The 17,864-nt window shown below is 55.6% G+C and carries 13 protein-coding genes and 2 tRNA genes; 6 read left to right on the forward strand and 9 right to left on the reverse strand.

Features of this window, described 5'->3' with window-relative positions; genetic code table 11:
- Positions 1-96: 96 nt before the first annotated feature.
- The 3 genes from galU to rssA all read right to left on the reverse strand — a co-directional run bounded on the left by galU (position 97) and on the right by rssA (position 3,207).
- Positions 97-1,002 carry a UTP--glucose-1-phosphate uridylyltransferase GalU gene (gene galU, locus ACOTWU_RS07550; protein ID WP_003856723.1) on the reverse strand — a complete coding sequence of 302 codons (906 nt, stop codon included), beginning with the start codon at positions 1,000-1,002 and terminating at the stop codon, positions 97-99.
- A gap of 199 nt (positions 1,003-1,201) precedes the next feature.
- Positions 1,202-2,215 (reverse strand): two-component system response regulator RssB, encoded by a 1,014-nt coding sequence (gene rssB, locus ACOTWU_RS07555; RefSeq protein WP_126498618.1) that lies wholly within the window; start codon positions 2,213-2,215, stop codon positions 1,202-1,204.
- A gap of 89 nt (positions 2,216-2,304) precedes the next feature.
- Positions 2,305-3,207, reverse strand: coding sequence for a patatin-like phospholipase RssA (gene rssA, locus ACOTWU_RS07560; RefSeq protein ID WP_063413390.1), 903 nt, complete (start codon positions 3,205-3,207; stop codon positions 2,305-2,307).
- A gap of 113 nt (positions 3,208-3,320) precedes the next feature.
- Between rssA and ACOTWU_RS07565 the strand changes: the two genes are divergently transcribed.
- The 4 genes from ACOTWU_RS07565 to ACOTWU_RS07580 all read left to right on the forward strand — a co-directional run bounded on the left by ACOTWU_RS07565 (position 3,321) and on the right by ACOTWU_RS07580 (position 5,030).
- Positions 3,321-3,785, forward strand: a complete 465-nt coding sequence (locus ACOTWU_RS07565) for a YchJ family protein (RefSeq protein ID WP_026094296.1) — start codon at positions 3,321-3,323, stop codon at positions 3,783-3,785.
- A 41-nt stretch (positions 3,786-3,826) separates the two neighbouring features.
- Entirely contained in the window at positions 3,827-4,669 is an 843-nt protein-coding gene (purU, locus tag ACOTWU_RS07570) for a formyltetrahydrofolate deformylase (RefSeq protein ID WP_063413389.1), read from the forward strand.
- A gap of 157 nt (positions 4,670-4,826) precedes the next feature.
- Positions 4,827-4,911: transfer RNA gene (locus ACOTWU_RS07575), tRNA-Tyr, on the forward strand.
- A 34-nt stretch (positions 4,912-4,945) separates the two neighbouring features.
- Positions 4,946-5,030: transfer RNA gene (locus ACOTWU_RS07580), tRNA-Tyr, on the forward strand.
- Positions 5,031-5,255: 225 nt separating this feature from the next.
- On the opposite strand, the gene narI is transcribed toward ACOTWU_RS07580, so the two are convergent.
- From narI to ACOTWU_RS07605, 5 genes are all read right to left on the reverse strand, one after another.
- On the reverse strand, positions 5,256-5,933 hold the full coding sequence (narI, locus tag ACOTWU_RS07585) for a respiratory nitrate reductase subunit gamma (RefSeq protein WP_015570365.1): 678 nt from the start codon (positions 5,931-5,933) through the stop codon (positions 5,256-5,258).
- Complete coding sequence (gene narJ, locus ACOTWU_RS07590; protein ID WP_022651366.1) at positions 5,933-6,643, reverse strand: nitrate reductase molybdenum cofactor assembly chaperone; 711 nt, start codon at positions 6,641-6,643, stop codon at positions 5,933-5,935. Before narJ ends, narI begins: the two co-directional genes overlap by 1 nt.
- The gene (gene narH, locus ACOTWU_RS07595; protein WP_017384243.1) at positions 6,640-8,175 is read right to left on the reverse strand and encodes a nitrate reductase subunit beta; all 1,536 of its coding nucleotides are present in this window, start codon (positions 8,173-8,175) and stop codon (positions 6,640-6,642) included. Before narH ends, narJ begins: the two co-directional genes overlap by 4 nt.
- A complete protein-coding gene (locus ACOTWU_RS07600; protein ID WP_220719443.1) occupies positions 8,172-11,915 on the reverse strand; it encodes a nitrate reductase subunit alpha in 3,744 nt (1,247 codons plus the stop codon). The genes narH and ACOTWU_RS07600 overlap by 4 nt, the downstream gene beginning before the upstream one ends.
- Positions 11,916-12,296: 381 nt before the next feature.
- Positions 12,297-13,694 (reverse strand): NarK family nitrate/nitrite MFS transporter, encoded by a 1,398-nt coding sequence (locus ACOTWU_RS07605; protein WP_017384245.1) that lies wholly within the window; start codon positions 13,692-13,694, stop codon positions 12,297-12,299.
- A gap of 309 nt (positions 13,695-14,003) precedes the next feature.
- On the opposite strand from ACOTWU_RS07605, the gene narX reads away from it, so the two are divergent.
- Entirely contained in the window at positions 14,004-15,800 is a 1,797-nt protein-coding gene (gene narX, locus ACOTWU_RS07610; RefSeq protein ID WP_032669674.1) for a nitrate/nitrite two-component system sensor histidine kinase NarX, read from the forward strand.
- Entirely contained in the window at positions 15,793-16,443 is a 651-nt protein-coding gene (gene narL / locus ACOTWU_RS07615) for a two-component system response regulator NarL (protein ID WP_003856701.1), read from the forward strand. Before narX ends, narL begins: the two co-directional genes overlap by 8 nt.
- 1 nt (position 16,444) lies before the next feature.
- Here narL and ACOTWU_RS07620 read toward each other — a convergent pair whose 3' ends face one another.
- Positions 16,445-17,863 (reverse strand): YchO/YchP family invasin, encoded by a 1,419-nt coding sequence (locus ACOTWU_RS07620; RefSeq protein ID WP_126498620.1) that lies wholly within the window; start codon positions 17,861-17,863, stop codon positions 16,445-16,447.
- Between the last annotated feature and the right edge of the window lies 1 nt (position 17,864).

The raw sequence follows: 17,864 nt of genomic DNA on the forward strand, positions 1-17,864 counted from the left end.
CGTCCTTGACAATCCCCCGCCAATTACGGAGCGACAGGCATAAAAAAACCGGTGGACATCGCTCCACCGGTCTTGTTCACTGGGCCTGTGAGTTTATTACTTAATACCCACGCTACCTTTGAGCCAGGCTTTAAATTCTTCACCCAGGCTGTTATGGCGAATACCATATTCGACGAATGCCTGCATATAACCGAGCTTATTCCCGCAGTCATGGCTCTTACCTTTCATATGGTAGGCTTCCACGGTCTCTTTCTCGATCAGCATATCGATAGCATCCGTCAGCTGGATTTCATCGCCCGCACCCGGAGGCGTTTTCGCCAGCAAAGCCCAAATTTCAGCACTCAGGACGTAACGACCAACGACAGCAAGGTTAGACGGCGCGACGTCCGCTTTAGGTTTTTCAACAACGCCAACCATCGGTACGCTTTCGCCAGGTTGCAGGTCAACGCCTTTGCAGTCAACCACGCCGTAAGCGGTCACGTCGTCGACTGGCTCAACCATAATCTGGCTGCTGCCGGTTTCGTCGAAGCGTTTAATCATTTCCGCCAGGTTTTCCTGGGAAAGATCGGACTCGTACTCATCAAGAATCACGTCAGGCAGAATAACCGCGACCGGCTCATCACCCACTACCGGGTGTGCACACAATACTGCGTGCCCCAGGCCTTTCGCCAGGCCCTGACGAACCTGCATAATGGTAACGTGTGGAGGGCAAATAGACTGCACTTCCTCCAGCAGCTGGCGCTTAACGCGTTTTTCCAGCATTGCTTCGAGTTCGAAACTGGTATCGAAATGGTTTTCGATAGAGTTTTTAGATGAATGCGTCACCAGCACAATTTCGGTGATACCTGCTGCAATACATTCATTCACGACATACTGGATTAATGGCTTATCAACCAGAGGCAGCATCTCTTTTGGGATTGCCTTCGTCGCTGGCAACATCCTGGTACCCAATCCCGCCACCGGGATAACGGCCTTTCTGACTTTCGAATTAAGGGCAGCCATTGAAATTCTCCTGAACTGTTCAAGTTTTGAACTTTTATGCATTGAATAACGCGTTGAGTATACAGTCTCAGCCACTAATACGGGTCTGAAAAGAACGCGTTGCCGATCAATTAAGACAAATACGCATGAAACTTGCAGCGATAGTAGCACTGCCAGCAAAAACACAGGTAAAGCAATCTGAAAAATAAAATCTGACTGCTTACTCCGTGGACAACATTAAGCGTAACCGCCCTCCGGCACCCCAAATTTGGCACTGCCAGGAGGTGCAGCGATGGCTAATTTGATTAAGGTAAGTATTTCCCAGCGTACCCAACGGCACGCCGTTACTCACCTGAATATGGTGTTCGCCAGTATTCAGCGTGGCATTTAAACCCGCAGAGACCAGAATAAGGTTATTCAACCCGCTGTGATAATAGCCAACCAGAAGCGGGAACTGCCCCGGCAAATTGGCCTGGCGAAAAAGTTGGTTGACCTGTTTTAGTAAACTGCCTAACTCAGGAAGTCGTTGCCCCTGATGGGATAATTGTTCCTGTAGCAATCCATTAAACAGCGCACGGAGTAATAAGGCCGCCAGAACGCCGTTATCTCCCGCCCGGGTAACATCCAGGCAATAAAAAGCGAGGTCAGAATCTGATAACGGCGCAATATCCAGCACCAGCCCAGGCTGGTCAGCCTCTACCAGCTGGCGATAATTTACTCTGCAATGAGAGATATTTTGCTGCACCGGCGGCTGAAGTTCCTGAAGCAGCTTCGCGGCCGCGAGCGGATTACTGACTAAAGCATCCCAGTCCTGGAAAAGACGTTCTTCTTCTTCCACCCGGGAATTAAACATATTGGGATACAGGCAGGCCAACACCGTTTCACGCAGACGGTTCAAATCTTTAACCGGTTTGAGCAGAATATCCTGCACACCTAAACGCAACGCCTTAGCAATATCCGCCATATTTTCGGTGGCCGAGATCACCAGTATCGGTGTCTGATAACCTTCATTACGCAGGTTTTCCACCAGCATTAATCCGTCCATGCGCGGCATCTCAAGGTCGCAGATCATCAGATCAGGCGCCGTGCTGGCCATTTTTTCCAGTGCCTCGACGCCATCTTCGGCAAGGGACGTGGTTGCACCCAGTGAGGATAACCACGAATCCAGTAGCGATCGGAAAACGGGCTCGTCTTCAACTATCAAAATATGTTTTCCGGCCAATGGCTGTGTCATGGTTCCTCCCCTGGCTGACAGTTACTCAATAGTGGCATGCTATTGGTACTATCGCCTGTCAGATTTTGCTGAAGTAATCAAAAAAGTGCTCAACGTGCTGTACGCACAAAAGGCAACAGTTCATCTATTTTCTTTTCGACGGCTAACGAGCCCGCTGCTATGGCGGCCTCAGCCCGGTGGAAATCAAGGGTAGAGATTTGTGGACAATAGGGTTGAATAAGAATATCCGGAGGATCGCCAGCCATACGGTTTCGCTTCAGGCGATTCTCAAGGATTTGAATAGAGGTCGTCATGATTTCAATGGCGTTCGGCGCGGTCACCGCGCGACGGGCGGTCAGGCGCCCTATTCTGCCGCGTAATCGCGCATGCCAGGCAAGTTTCTCTTCTTCCGCGTCATCGCTCTGAAGATTAACCGGCATCAAATCTTGCTGCATAAGGTGTGCGTCGTGCTGTAAATCCACGGCAATAACGATATCCGCCCCCATGGCGCGGGTCAGAGAGATGGGTACAGGATTCACTACGCCCCCATCAACGAGCCAGTAGCCGTTGTGAGGCACAGGCGCCATTAACCCCGGCATGCTACAGGATGCGCGAACGGCGAGATGAATATCCCCTTCAGTGAGCCATAACTCCCTGCCCGTACTGAGGTTGGTTGCAACGGCACCGAAAGGCATTTGGCAGCGGCTGAAGTCAGCGAGGGGCATTATCTTACGAAACTGATTGAACACGCGTTCGCCGCGCAGCAGGCCGCCACGCTGCCAGGAGAGATCCATCAGGCGCAGCACATCCCAGTAACTGAAGGAGCGCACCCAGCTTTCAAGCTCCGGGAGCTTACCGCAGGCGTACGCGGATCCGACCAGCGACCCGATTGAACATCCTGCGACAATATCAACGTCAATCCCCATCTGGTTTAAGGTATTGATAACGCCAATATGTGACCAACCCCGGGCTGCACCTGAGCCCAACGCCAGTCCAATTTTTACCTTTCTCATTAGCCCTGTTTCACTTCCCCTGGATTCCCGACATAGCGTCAACGCACCTGCTCAGTTAACATATTGCTACCTTAAGCGTTTAACGCCTTATTTTTTGTTCCAGGAAGAGAATCGTGTCTCAACTCTGCCCCTGTGGTAGCGCTCTGGAGTATAGCCTATGTTGCCAGCGATATCTTTCTGGCGAGCAGGTTGCACCAGAGCCGTCACACCTTATGCGCTCGCGGTATACTGCTTTTGTGATCAAAAACGCAGACTACCTGATTAAAACCTGGCATCCGTCCTGCCATGCTGCCGATTTTCGCCAAGAGATTGAAGCCGGATTTGCCAACACCGTCTGGCTGGGCCTCACCGTCTTTGAAGCCGCTCCCGGCCGCGATGCCAACGAGGGTTATGTCAGTTTTGTCGCCCGCTTTAGCGAACAAAACAAGCCCGGCGCCATCATTGAACGCTCACGGTTCTTAAAGGACAGCGGGCAATGGTATTATATTGACGGCACACGTCCGCAATTCGGTCGTAACGATCCCTGCCCCTGTGGTTCAGGAAAAAAATTTAAAAAGTGTTGCGGCAGTAATGCCTGACAACTCAGACTTCGCAAATACATAAACAGGATTTCCCGGCGATGCAATCATTACAACGTAAAGTTCTGCGCACTATCTGTCCCGATCAAAAAGGGCTGATCGCACGAATTACCAACATTTGCTACAAGCATGAACTGAATATCGTGCAGAACAACGAGTTCGTTGACCACCGTACCGGTCGCTTCTTTATGCGTACCGAACTGGAAGGCATTTTCAACGACACAACCCTGCTTGCCGATCTGGACAGCGCCCTGCCGGAAGGCTCGGTGCGCGAGCTGAACCCGGCGGGCCGTCGCCGCATTGTCATTCTGGTCACCAAAGAGGCGCACTGCCTGGGCGATCTGCTGATGAAAGCCAACTACGGTGGCCTGGACGTCGAAATTGCCGCCGTCATTGGCAACCACGAGACGCTGCGTACGCTGGTAGAACGTTTCGACATTCCGTTTGAACTGGTCAGTCACGAAGGCCATACCCGTGAAGAGCACGACAACCTGATGGCAGATGCGATTGAAGCGCATAACCCGGACTATGTGGTGCTGGCGAAATATATGCGCGTGCTGACGCCATCCTTCGTGGCGCGCTTCCCGAACAAGATTATCAACATCCACCACTCCTTCCTGCCAGCCTTTATTGGCGCGCGTCCGTATCACCAGGCATACGAGCGTGGGGTGAAGATCATTGGCGCAACCGCGCACTACGTGAATGACAATCTGGACGAAGGTCCAATCATCATGCAGGACGTGATCCACGTGGATCACACCTATACGGCAGAAGATATGATGCGTGCTGGCCGTGACGTTGAGAAGAACGTACTGAGCCGTGCGCTGTATCAGGTACTTGCTCAGCGCGTCTTTGTGTACGGCAACAGAACGATTATTCTTTAATCCCTCGGAAAATGAATTGATTAGCTTTACGCCTTTACGGATAAAAAGCAGGCAAACAGCTTCATTTTCCTAAAGGAATGCTTTACAGGGGCGTCTCATTTGATATGATGCGCCCCGCTTCCAACAGGAAGCAGGCCAGTTAAAAGTATTACCCCGTGGTGGGGTTCCCGAGCGGCCAAAGGGAGCAGACTGTAAATCTGCCGTCATCGACTTCGAAGGTTCGAATCCTTCCCCCACCACCATCTCCAGCTTTACCTCAAAATATGAATTACCCCTGGTGGGGTTCCCGAGCGGCCAAAGGGAGCAGACTGTAAATCTGCCGTCATCGACTTCGAAGGTTCGAATCCTTCCCCCACCACCATCACTTCCAGATTCTTAAGCACTCACTCAAGCACAATGCTCCATATTCCTCGATGCCGGGAGTAATCCTTCCCTGCCTGTTTTCCCCGGTGGCGCTTCGCTTACCGGGGCTACGAATAGGGTCTGTAGGCCGGGTAAGGCGCAGCCGCCACCCGGCATCCGCACGCCCCCCTGGATCGGGGACAAAAAAAACCCCGCAAATGCGGGGTTGTATTAATACAGCGAATCAGCGACGGGCACGCACAACCTGATATTTGCGCGTCAGGTACTCCACCGGCGCACTCCAGATGTGCACCAGGCGAGAGAATGGGAACAGCACAAACAGGGTCATACCCAGCACCAGGTGAACGCGGAAGATAAACGCCACGCCGTCCAGATGCTCAGAAGCGCCCCCGCGGAAGGTCACGACAGACTGTGCCCATCCAACCAGCTTCATCATCTCGCTGCCGTCCATATGCTGCGCAGAGAATGGAATGGTCAGCAGACCAAGCGCACACTGCACCATCAGCAGGGAGAGGATCAGGATGTCCGCTCCGGTCGTGGTAGCCCGCACGCGTGGGCTGAACAGACGTCGTTTCAGCAGCAGCAGACCACCCACCAGGGTCATCACGCCACAGGCGCCGCCGGCAATCATCGCCATCTTCTGCTTCACTTCAATCGGCAGCCACGCTTCGTACATCCAGTGCGGGGTCAGCATCCCCAGGAAGTGGCCGGCGAAAATTCCCAAAATCCCGATGTGGAACAGGTTTGACGCCAGGTTCATCCCTTTACGATCCAGCATCTGGCTGGAGGCAGCACGCCAGGTGTACTGGCCATAGTCATAACGCAGCCAGCTTCCCACCAGGAATACGGTGCCCGCGATATACGGGTAAATGTCAAAGAAGAACATATTCAGGAAGTGCATTAGTGCTGTCCTCCGTTAGAGATATTCAAATATTGCGGAGCCACCGCTCCGGCAAAACGACGCTGATGCGCGGAGATTTCAGATTCGCCACAGCTCTGGTCAGCAAAGAATTTCACCTGCTCCTCTTCCCAGACGGCATCCAGTGCTTGTGGGGTATCGTCACGGGCTTCATCCGCAATTTTTTCCGCCACTTTTTGACTGTCAACCGAGGCGTTAGCCAGTTTCACCAGCAGATCGAACAGGACTGCATAGCTGCTCTCACGTTGCTGGAGACGCGCGCCGAGCAACGCCAGAATAGGAGCAATGTCCTGCAACCCGCCCAGCGCTTCCTCTTTCGGCAACTGTGCCAGATATTCCAGATACAGCGGCAGGTGATCCGGCAGCTCGCGGCTGTCGAGTTGCAAACCGTGCTGCTCGTACTGGGCCATCAGATCCACCATCGCCTGACCACGGTCGCGGGATTCACCGTGAACGTGTTCGAACAGCAGCAGAGACGTGGCACGGCCCCGGTCAAACAGCTGGCTGTAGTCCGCCTGCGCATCAAGAAGATCGCGTGCCAGCAGATCGCGGAGGAAAACGCCCAGCTTCTGGGCATCCTCTTTATCCAGGTTTTCAGATGACGCGAGTGCATCAAAGAGTTCCTGTTGATGCTGCACAAGCGCAGCATCAGGGTACTCGAGCAGACGCGAAACAATGACGAGTTCAATCATTGGTGCGGCTCCGTTTTGCTGGTCACATCCATCGCGTCAATGCGGCGGCTGTTGAACAGGTTGAATTTGCTGTCTGACCCGTGGCAACCGTCGCCAAAGGTAAAGCCACACCCACTTTTCTCCGGGAAGGCCTCGCGAGCCAGTTCACGGTGGCTGCTCGGCACCACGAAACGATCTTCGTAGTTAGCGATTGCCAGATAGCGGTACATCTCCTGCGCCTGCGCTTCGGTCAGACCAACCTCCTCCAGCGCGCGGGTATCGTTAACGCCGTCAACGGTTTCGGCACGTTTGAAGTGACGCATCGCCAGCATACGTTTCAGCGCCAGCAGTACCGGCTGGGTATCCCCTGCGGTGAGCAGGTTGGCCAGATACTGAACCGGGATACGCAGGCTTTCCACGTCCGGCAGAATGCCGTTGCTGCCCAGTTCACCCGCGTCCGCCGCAGACTGAATCGGAGACAGTGGCGGCACGTACCAGACCATCGGCAGCGTGCGGTATTCCGGGTGCAGCGGCAGGGCCAGCTTCCAGTCCATCGCCATTTTGTACACCGGGGACTGCTGTGCGGCGTCAATCACGCTCTGCGGAATACCGTCTTTCAGCGCCTGCTCAATAACCTTCGGATCGTTTGGATCGAGGAAGACGTCCAGCTGACGCTGATACAGATCTTTCTCGTTCTCGGTGCTTGCGGCATTTTCAATCGCGTCCGCGTCGTACAGCAGCACGCCGAGGTAGCGGATACGACCTACGCAGCTTTCTGAGCAGACGGTCGGCATACCGGCTTCGATACGCGGGTAGCAGAAGATGCACTTCTCAGACTTACCGCTCTTCCAGTTGAAGTAGATTTTTTTGTACGGGCAGCCGGTGATGCACATACGCCAGCCGCGGCACTTGTCCTGGTCGATCAGCACAATGCCATCTTCTTCACGCTTGTAGATGGCGCCGCTTGGGCAGGTCGCCACGCACGCCGGGTTAAGGCAGTGTTCGCACAGGCGCGGCAGGTACATCATGAAGGTGTTTTCGAACTGGCCGTACATCGCCTTCTGCATGTTCTCGAAGTTCTGGTCTTTGGCGCGTTTTTCGAACTCGCCGCCCAGAATCTCTTCCCAGTTTGGACCGCTGGTAATTTTGTCCATGCGCTGGCCGGTGATCAGCGAGCGAGGACGGGCGATCGGCTGGTGTTTGCTTTCCGGCGCGTTGTGCAGGTTCTGGTAGTCGTAATCAAACGGCTCGTAGTAATCATCAATGCCCGGCAGATGCGGGTTAGCGAAGATTTTTCCCAGCAACATGGCACGGTTACCCATGCGCGGTTGCAGTTTGCCGTTGATTTTACGGATCCAGCCGCCCTTCCACTTCTCCTGGTTTTCCCAGTCGGTCGGGAAGCCGGTGCCCGGCTTACTTTCCACGTTGTTGAACCAGGCGTACTCCATACCTTCACGGCTGGTCCAGACGTTTTTACAGGTGACTGAGCAGGTATGACAGCCGATGCATTTATCCAGATTCAGCACCATGCCGACTTGTGAACGAATTTTCATTTTACGCTCTCCTGTACCTGGTCATTACCTTCGCCATCTAACCAGTTAATATTCTTCATCTTACGTACCACCACGAACTCATCGCGGTTCGATCCTACGGTGCCGTAGTAGTTAAAGCCGTAGGCCAGCTGGGCATAACCACCGATCATGTGGGTCGGCTTCGGCGTAATACGGGTCACGGAGTTGTGAATACCGCCGCGCTGCTCGGTGATCTCAGACCCCGGCAGGTTAACGATACGTTCCTGCGCGTGGTACATCATGGTCATCCCGGCCGGTACACGCTGGCTCACCACCGCACGTGCCGTCAGGGCGCCGTTGCTGTTGAACACTTCGATCCAGTCGTTATCTTCGATACCCAGATCTTTGGCGTCCGCTTCGCTCATCCAGACGATTGGCCCCCCGCGCGACAGCGTCAGCATCAGCAGGTTGTCGCTGTAGGTGGAGTGGATACCCCACTTCTGGTGCGGCGTCAGGAAGTTCAGCGCCTTCTCAGGGTTACCGTTCGATTTCGCGCCCATCACCGCTTTCACGGAGCGGGTGTCGATTGGCGGACGGTAAACCAGCAGGCTTTCACCGAAGTCACGCATCCACTGGTGATCCTGATACAGAGACTGACGGCCAGAAAGCGTGCGCCATGGGATCAGCTCGTGAACGTTGGTGTAGCCGGCGTTATAGGACACATGTTCATCTTCGAGGCCAGACCAGGTCGGGCTGGAGATAATCTTGCGCGGCTGGGCCTGAATATCGCGGAAGCGGATTTTCTCTTCCTCTTTATTCTTCGCCAGGTGCGTGTGGTCACGACCGGTAAACTCGCTCAGGGCCGCCCAGGCTTTCACCGCCACGTGGCCGTTGGTTTCCGGGGCCAGGGTCAGGATCATCTCTGCCGCATCAATTGCCGTGTTCAGCATCGGCTGGCCTTTCGCCGGGCCGTCTGCTTTGGTGTAATTGAGCTTGCGCAGCAGATCCATTTCGCTCTGGGTGTTCCAGGCGATGCCTTTACCGCCGTTACCGATCTTCTCCATCAGCGGGCCGATAGAGGTAAAGCGTTCGTAAGTTGCCGGGTAATCACGTTCAACCGGAATAATGTGCGGCGCGGTTACGCCCGGGATCAGATCGCACTCGCCTTTTTTCCAGTCCTTCACGTCCAGCGGCTGAGCCAGTTCGGCAGCCGAGTCGTGCTGGATTGGCAGCGTCACCACGTCGGTCTCTTTGCCCAGGTGCCCTACACAGACTTCAGAGAATTTCTTCGCGATGTCTTTGTAAATTTCCCAGTCGCTTTTTGATTCCCACGCCGGGTCAACGGCCGCAGACAGCGGATGAATAAACGGATGCATATCCGACGTATTCATGTCGTCTTTTTCGTACCAGGTGGCAGTAGGCAGCACGATGTCGGAGTACAGGCAGGTACTGGACAGACGGAAGTCCAGCGTCACCACCAGATCCAACTTTCCGTCGAGACCGTTGTCTTTCCACTCCACTTCTTCCGGCTTCACGCCGCCCTGCTTGCCGAGATCTTTACCCTGAATACCGTTTTCGGTACCGAGCAGGTATTTCAGCATGTACTCGTGGCCTTTACCGGAAGAACCCAGCAGGTTAGAGCGCCAGATGAACAGGTTACGCGGATGGTTTTTACCGTTCTCCGGCTGTTCTGCCGCGAAGCGGATTGAGCCGTCTTTGAGGGATTTAACGGTGTAGTCCACCGGTGACATGCCCGCCTGCTTCGCCGCTTCCGCAATACGCAGCGGGTTCGTACCCAGCTGCGGCGCAGACGGCAGCCAGCCCATACGCTCAGCGCGCACGTTGAAGTCAATCAGGTGGCCGCTGTAGCGGGATTTATCCGCCATCGGCGACAGCAGTTCCTGGGCGGTAACCGTCTCGTAGCGCCACTGGCTGGAGTGGTTATAGAAGTAGGAGGTGCTGTTCATGTGACGAGCCGGACGCTGCCAGTCAAGGGCAAACGCCATCGGCTGCCAGCCGGTCTGCGGACGCAGTTTTTCCTGGCCCACGTAGTGCGCCCAGCCGCCGCCGCTCTGCCCGACGCAGCCGCAGAAGATCAGCATGTTGATCAGGCCACGATAGTTCATATCGAGGTGATACCAGTGGTTCAGACCGGCACCGACGATGATCATGGAGCGACCGTGCGTTTTGTCGGCGTTTTCCGCAAATTCGCGGGCGATACGGGTGATCTGGGCGCGTGGCACACCGGTGATCTGCTCCGCCCAGGCTGGGGTATAAGCCTTCACGTCATCATAGCTGGTCGCGCAGTTTTCATCGTTCAGGCCGCGCTCCAGGCCGTAGTTCGCCATGGTCAGATCGTAGACGGTAGTGACCAGAGCAGTAGAACCGTCTGCCAGTTGCAGGCGCTTCACCGGCAGCTTGTGCATCAGAACGTTTTGCAACTCAACCTTGTTGAAGTGCTCGGAACCTTCACCACCAAAGTACGGGAAGCCGACATCGGCGATCTCGTCCTGGCTGCCCAGCATGCTGAGACGCAGCTCCGTCTCTTCACCCGTGGTGCCGTTACGCTGCTCCAGGTTCCATTTGCCTTTTTCGCCCCAGCGGAAGCCGATAGAACCGTTTGGCGCCACCAGCTCGCCGTTGCTGTTGCAGGCGACCGTTTTCCACTCCGGGTTGTTTTCCTGACCCAGCGCGTCCACCAGATCCGCGGCACGCAGCATACGGCCTGCGGCGTAATAGCCGTCACGCTCTTCGAGCATCACCAGCATTGGCATGTCGGTGTAGCGACGCACGTAATCGGTGAAATACTGGCTTGGCTTGTCGAGGTGGAATTCACGCAGCATGACGTGGCCCATCGCCAGCGCCATTGCGGCATCGGTACCCTGTTTCGGCGCCAGCCACAGGTCGCACAGTTTGGCGATTTCGGCGTAGTCCGGGGTCACGGCGACGGTTTTGGTCCCTTTGTAACGTACTTCGGTAAAGAAGTGCGCATCCGGGGTACGGGTCTGCGGAACGTTAGAGCCCCAGGCGATGATGTAGCTGGAGTTATACCAGTCGGCGGACTCCGGCACGTCGGTCTGCTCACCCCAGGTCTGTGGTGACGCTGGCGGCAGGTCGCAGTACCAGTCGTAGAAGCTCAGGCAGGTACCACCGATGAGTGACAGGTAGCGCGCGCCGGAGGCGTAAGAGACCATCGACATCGCCGGGATTGGCGAGAAGCCTGCCACACGGTCAGGACCGTAGGTTTTCACGGTGTAGACGTTGGAAGCCGCAATCAGCTCGTTCACCTCTTTCCAGGAAGAGCGAACGAAACCACCGCGACCACGCGCCTGCTTGAAGCTTTTCGCTTTGTCGGCATCTTCAATGATGGAGGCCCAGGCATCAACCGGATCGCTGTGCTGCACTTTCGCTTCACGCCACATTTTCATCAGGCGTTTACGCATCAGCGGGTATTTCAGACGGTTGGCGCTGTAGAGATACCAGGAGTAGCTGGCCCCACGCGGGCAGCCGCGCGGCTCGTGGTTCGGCATATCCGGACGGGTACGCGGATAATCGGTCTGCTGCATTTCCCAGGTCACCAGACCGTTTTTAACGAAAATCTTCCAGCTACATGAGCCAGTGCAGTTTACGCCGTGGGTAGAACGGACAACTTTGTCATGCTGCCAGCGTTGACGGTAACCGTCTTCCCAGTCCCGGTTGGTATCCAGAACCTGGCCGTGCCCATCGGCAAAAGTTTCACCCTTCTGTTTGAAGTAGCGAAACCGGTCCAAAAATTTGCTCATCGGGTATCTCCTGTGTGGAGCCTGTGGCTCTCTAAATCGACATTGCTGATTTGCAGCGAAGGTAACGCTATGAAAGATGGTGAGAATTGATAACGATCAAGACGAAGGGGGACTCTGAGGGGGGGTATTAGATCAAATACCACCAAAGCGGTAGCCGTTAATATTTTTTAACTTTATGATTTATATAGATATATTTTATTTATCGTACAATAAGCGAGGCAAAATTTAACATCTTAGGTATTAAGGGGTAGAAACACCTGTAAAGCGATGGCGATCACAGCGTTACCTGCGTATGACCACAGGAAAAGCTATTAGTATGTTGTAACTATTTAGCGATTAAAAAAAGCGCGGCACTCAGGCCGCGCAAACGGATAATCAAGCTTACTTGTTTTTCTTGGTATTACGGCCATATACCAGCCAGGTGATGACCACGCAGGCGATATAGAAGACGAGGAATACTTTCATCGCACCCGCCGGAGAGCCGGTCAGATCCAGTGAGATACCGAATGCTTTTGGAATAAAGAAGCCGCCAATCGCGCCAATCGCAGAGATAAACCCAAGCGCCGCAGCGGTATCGGTGGCGGCTTCACGCATTGCCTGCTCGTCGCTCCCACCCTGCGCTTTGACGCGGTCCATGGTCAGCTTGCGGAAGATGACAGAGATCATCTGGAAAGTAGACGCACTGCCCAGCCCGGCGGTCAGGAACAGCACCATGAATACGCCAAAGAAGGCAAAGAAGTTACCCCCCTCACCACCCGCAGGCAGCGTCAGGAACAGCAGCGCACAGAAGATGGCCATCACAACAAAGTTCACCAGCGTAACGCGCGTTCCCCCCAGACGGTCGGAGATCATCCCGCCCAGCGAACGTGCCAGCGCGCCGATAAACGGACCGAAGAAGGCAAACTGAAGGATCTGCACGTCCGGGAACTGGGTTTTAGACAGCATGGCAAAGCCTGCTGAGAAACCGATGAACGAGCCGAAGGTCGCCAGATACAGCAGCGCCATCACCCACAGGTGGCCACGCTTCAGCACTGGCAGCTGCTCGCTCAGTGACGCTTTGGACGCGGACAGATCGTTCATGAAGAACCACGCCGCCAGGGTAAAGACCACCAGGAACGGTACCCAAATCCAGGAGGCGTTTTGCAGGAACAGCACGGAACCGTCGGGCTGCGTCACACCGCCGCCGCCAAAGGCCGCAAAGATGGAGACAGAGATCGCCAGCGGGGCAATCAGCTGCATCACGCTCACGCCCATATTACCGAGGCCGCCGTTAATGCCCAGCGCACCACCCTGCTTCGCTTTCGGGAAGAAGAAGCTGATGTTTGCCATACTGGACGCAAAGTTCGCCCCCGCAAAACCGCACAGCAGAGAGATAATCACGAATACGCTAAACGGTGTGGAGGTATCCTGCACCGCAAAACCGAGCCACACGCACGGTACGATCATGATCCCGGTACTGAAAGCCGTCCAGCGACGACCACCAAAGACCGGCACCATAAACGCGTAAGGAACGCGCAGCAGTGCGCCTGAAAGCGACGGCAACGCGGTCAACATAAATAGCTGATCGGTGGTAAAGGTAAAGCCCACTTTTGGAAGGTTAACCGCAACCGCACTAAACAACATCCAGACGCAAAACGCCAGTAACAGACATGGAACGGAAATCCACAGATTACGACTTGCTACACGATGGCCGCGCTGTTGCCAGAACGCCGGATCCTCTGGACGCCAGTCTGTAATAACGGCACCAGTTTCCCTTTCGGGAGCGGAAGAGTGACTCATAGACACCTCTGATTCTCGAATGATGCTGCAAACATTAGGGCTTTAGAGCGGCGGTAAGTTGATATAAATCAAAGGAAAAGTGGGAGGTTTTGCGGCGAAAAAAAAGCCATCACTCTTAATGAGTAGATGCAAAACGTAAAAAAGGTGTGGTTTTTCACGGTGCTGACGCATCCCTGCTTCGTCCACCCACTAACCGTTACCCCTCTGGCAATTTAGAGGTAATCCTTTATTGGTATGGGTATACTCCAGGGTATGCACCAGAATAGCGCCATTCCTGCAATCAGGTCACGTCAGGAGCCCGGCAACTCTATGTTAAAAAGATGTTTATCTCCGCTGACGCTGGTTAACCAGCTGGCGCTTATTGTTCTGCTGTCCACCGCTATCGGTGTGACCGGCATGGCTATTTCTGGCTGGCTGGTACAGGGTGTACAGGGTAACGCGCATGCCATCAACGAGGCAGGCTCGCTACGTATGCAGAGTTACCGGCTGCTGGCGTCGGTGCCGCTGACGCAGGCTGACCAACCGCTTATCGACGAAATGGAGCGTACCGCATTCAGCCCTGAACTGGAAAGAGCCGCCATCCGTGACGGTCAGCAATCTCAGCTTAAGGCGCTTCAGGGCTACTGGCATACCCAGCTGGAGCCTGGGTTAAAGCGGGCGGAAGACCGGGAAACGGTCGCCCGGGACGTCGCCGGGTTTGTGTCACGCATCGATCATCTTGTCTCCTCATTCGATCGCACCACAGAGTTACGCATTGACCGTGTGGTGATGGTTCACCGCGCAATGGCGCTGTTTATGGGTTTGCTGCTGATTTTCACGGTTATCTGGCTGCGCGCGCGGTTGCTTAACCCCTGGAAACAGCTCCTGGCGATGGCTCGCGCCGTCACACAGCGCGATTTTACCCAGCGCACGCACATCAGCGGGCGCAACGAAATGGCGATGCTCGGCGAGGCGCTCAACACCATGTCGGCAGAGCTATCAGAAAGCTACGCGGTACTGGAACAACGCGTCCAGGAGAAAACCGCCGGGCTTGAGCAGAAAAACGAGATCCTCTCTTTCCTCTGGCAGGCGAACCGTCGCCTGCATATGCAGGTCCCGCTTTGCGAACGTCTCTCGCCGGTACTGAACGGCCTGCAAAATCTGACTCTGCTCCGCGATCTTGAGCTTCGGGTTTACGACGTTGAAGATGAGGAAAACCATCAGGAATTTACCTGTCAGTCGGACATCTCCTGCGACGATAAAGGGTGTCATCTGTGCCCGCGCGGCTTGCCGCCACTTACCACCAGCGGCACGACCCTCAAGTGGCGGCTGATGGACAGCCATACCCAGTACGGTATTTTGCTGGCCACCCTGCCCGCCGGACGTCACCTGAGCCACGACCAGCAGCAGCTGGTCGATACGCTTGTTGAGCAGCTTACGGCCACGCTGGCGCTCGACCGCCACCAGGAGAAACAGCAGCAGCTGATCGTGATGGAGGAGCGTGCCACCATCGCCCGCGAGCTGCACGACTCCATCGCCCAGTCCCTCTCCTGCATGAAGATGCAGGTGAGCTGCCTGCAAATGCAGGATGAAGGCATGCCCGAGAGCAGCAAACAGCTGCTCAGCCAGATCCGCAACGAGCTTAACACCTCGTGGATTCAGCTTCGCGAGCTGCTGACCACCTTCCGTTTGCAGCTCACAGAGCCGGGGCTGCGCCCTGCGCTGGAATCCAGCTGTCAGGAGTTTAGCGCCCGGCTGGGCTTCCCGGTGAAGCTGGATTACCAGCTGCCACCGCGTTTTGTCCCCTCTCACCAGGCGATCCACTTGCTGCAAATTGCCCGCGAAGCCCTGAGCAACGTGCTCAAGCATGCCGAGGCGACGGCCGTCACGGTCACCGTCAGCTGCCAGGATAATCAGGTGAAGCTCAGGGTTCAGGATAACGGCCGCGGCGTGCCGGAAAATGCCGAACGAACGAACCACTATGGTTTAATTATTATGCGAGACCGCGCGCAAAGCCTGCGCGGTGATTGCCAGGTTCGCCGGGGAGAGTCAGGTGGCACCGAAGTTGTGGTCACCTTTATACCCGAAAAGCCCCTCATAACTGCTCAAGGAGAAAACCATGACTAATCAGGAACCGGCATCTATCCTGTTGATTGACGATCATCCGATGCTGCGCACTGGCGTTAAACAGCTTGTCAGCATGGCGCCAGATATCACCGTCGTCGGGGAAGCCAGCAACGGCGAACAGGGTATTGAACTTGCCGAATCGCTCGATCCTGATTTGATCTTGCTCGATCTCAACATGCCGGGCATGAATGGCCTGGAAACCCTCGACAAGCTGCGGGAGAAATCCCTCTCTGGCCGGGTGGTGGTCTTCAGCGTCTCAAACCATGAAGAAGACGTGGTCACCGCCCTCAAGCGAGGGGCAGACGGCTATCTGCTGAAAGATATGGAGCCGGAAGATCTGCTCAAGGCGCTGCAACAGGCTGCCGCAGGCGAGATGGTGCTGAGTGAAGCGTTAACGCCGGTACTGGCCGCCAGCCTGCGTGCGAACCGCGCCACGTCTGATCGTGACGTCAGCCAGTTGACCCCGCGCGAGCGTGACATTCTGAAGCTGATTGCCCAGGGGCTGCCGAACAAAATGATCGCCCGCCGTCTGGACATCACCGAGAGCACGGTCAAAGTGCATGTCAAACACATGCTGAAAAAAATGAAGTTAAAATCCCGCGTCGAAGCCGCCGTCTGGGTGCATCAGGAGCGCATTTTTTAACTTACTCATCCGGCAGCAACTTCCACCGTGGATCGTCGGCAGGCATTGCGACGAGCGGTTGCACCACGGAAAGCGTGATCTCATTGGAGGAGACACGCTGCCCATCCTTATCTTCCACCACGGCCGTAAGCCGCCATGTATTTTTCGCCCCTTCCGAATCATCCCATGCAGGCATGATCACACTCCAGCCATCGCTGCTGTTGCCGTTTGCCGGTGAGGTCAGGCTGAGCGCCTGGGTATCACCCAGCCAGTGGATCTGCCGGATACCGTGCGTGCTGCGAATTTGCAGCTTCAGCATCACCGTTTCGCCTGGCTTAAGATCCCACGGTGGCGTGGCCAGATATACCGAGAGGGTTTTGCGCTGACGGAATTCCATCACGGGCAGATTATCGCCATCGGGTGAATCATAGCGGCTGCCCCGCAGCGAGCGCGTCGCCGCCACTTCCCCGGCGGAAAGCTGTTTCGCCAGCGGCACGCCAAAACGATAGTTGAGCTTCAGCCCGAGGTTATTCTGGCTAACGCCGCTCTCCCCCTGTTTATGGGCAGCCGTCAGGGTGACCAGCGGTACGGGGGTATAGTTCAGCCCCAGGTTGACCGCAACCGGGTTGTGATACCCCGTACCGCTGTTAAACAGATCGACGTTATCGCCAAAATACTGTTCAAAGCTGACGCTGGTGTTCAGGTGGTGAAACCAGGGAAGCCAGGCTTTGGCCGTTACGTCGTATCCGCGCGCCATGCGCTGCTCGCGGATGTCGGAACGCGGCTGCCAGCCAGCGAACGGCTGGTAGTAATTGGCCGACAGGCGCAGGTTTTCACCCCACGCCTCTGCGCCCAGCCCGGCACGTTGCAGGTTGTCTTCCAGCAGGTTGTCGTAAAAAGTGTTGTAGCCCAGCAGCCAGTTTCCGGCAACCCAGCGCTGACCTGCCTCGACGTTACTCACCAGCCCGTCTGTCTGCTGCGTCAGCCCAAGCTGGCTCCAGCTCAGATAGCGGGTGTTGTCGTTCCAGGGGATAAACCAGTTTCCGCTGCTGCCGTTAAAGTTGCCGTCGTCATCCACCAGCACATTGACGTTGGCGTTTCCCCAGGATGAAAGCCAGGATTCAATCTGCTCGTTGACTTCCCCGCTCACGGCATCCCGCACCTTGCCAAACGCGAACTGTCGCGCCTGCTGCCCGGCCGTCAGGCCGTTATCGGTCATACTGGCTTCACCGAAGGCCTTAGCCATTTCAGCCAGATGCTTTTCGCCTTCGCTGGTCGGTTGCGCCATGCCGAGATCCGGCAGACTATCGCCGTTGTTATCAAACGGATTTTGCGCCTGCTGCACGAAGGATTTCGGCGCACCATGAACGGCTCCAGCCGTAAAAAGGGGGAGTAACAGCAAAAAACGGATGCGGGACGATACAGCCTTCAACGTCGTCAAT

The organism is Enterobacter cloacae complex sp. GYL001 (genome assembly GCF_049237125.1).
GTDB classification, from domain to species: domain Bacteria; phylum Pseudomonadota; class Gammaproteobacteria; order Enterobacterales; family Enterobacteriaceae; genus Enterobacter; species Enterobacter hormaechei_C.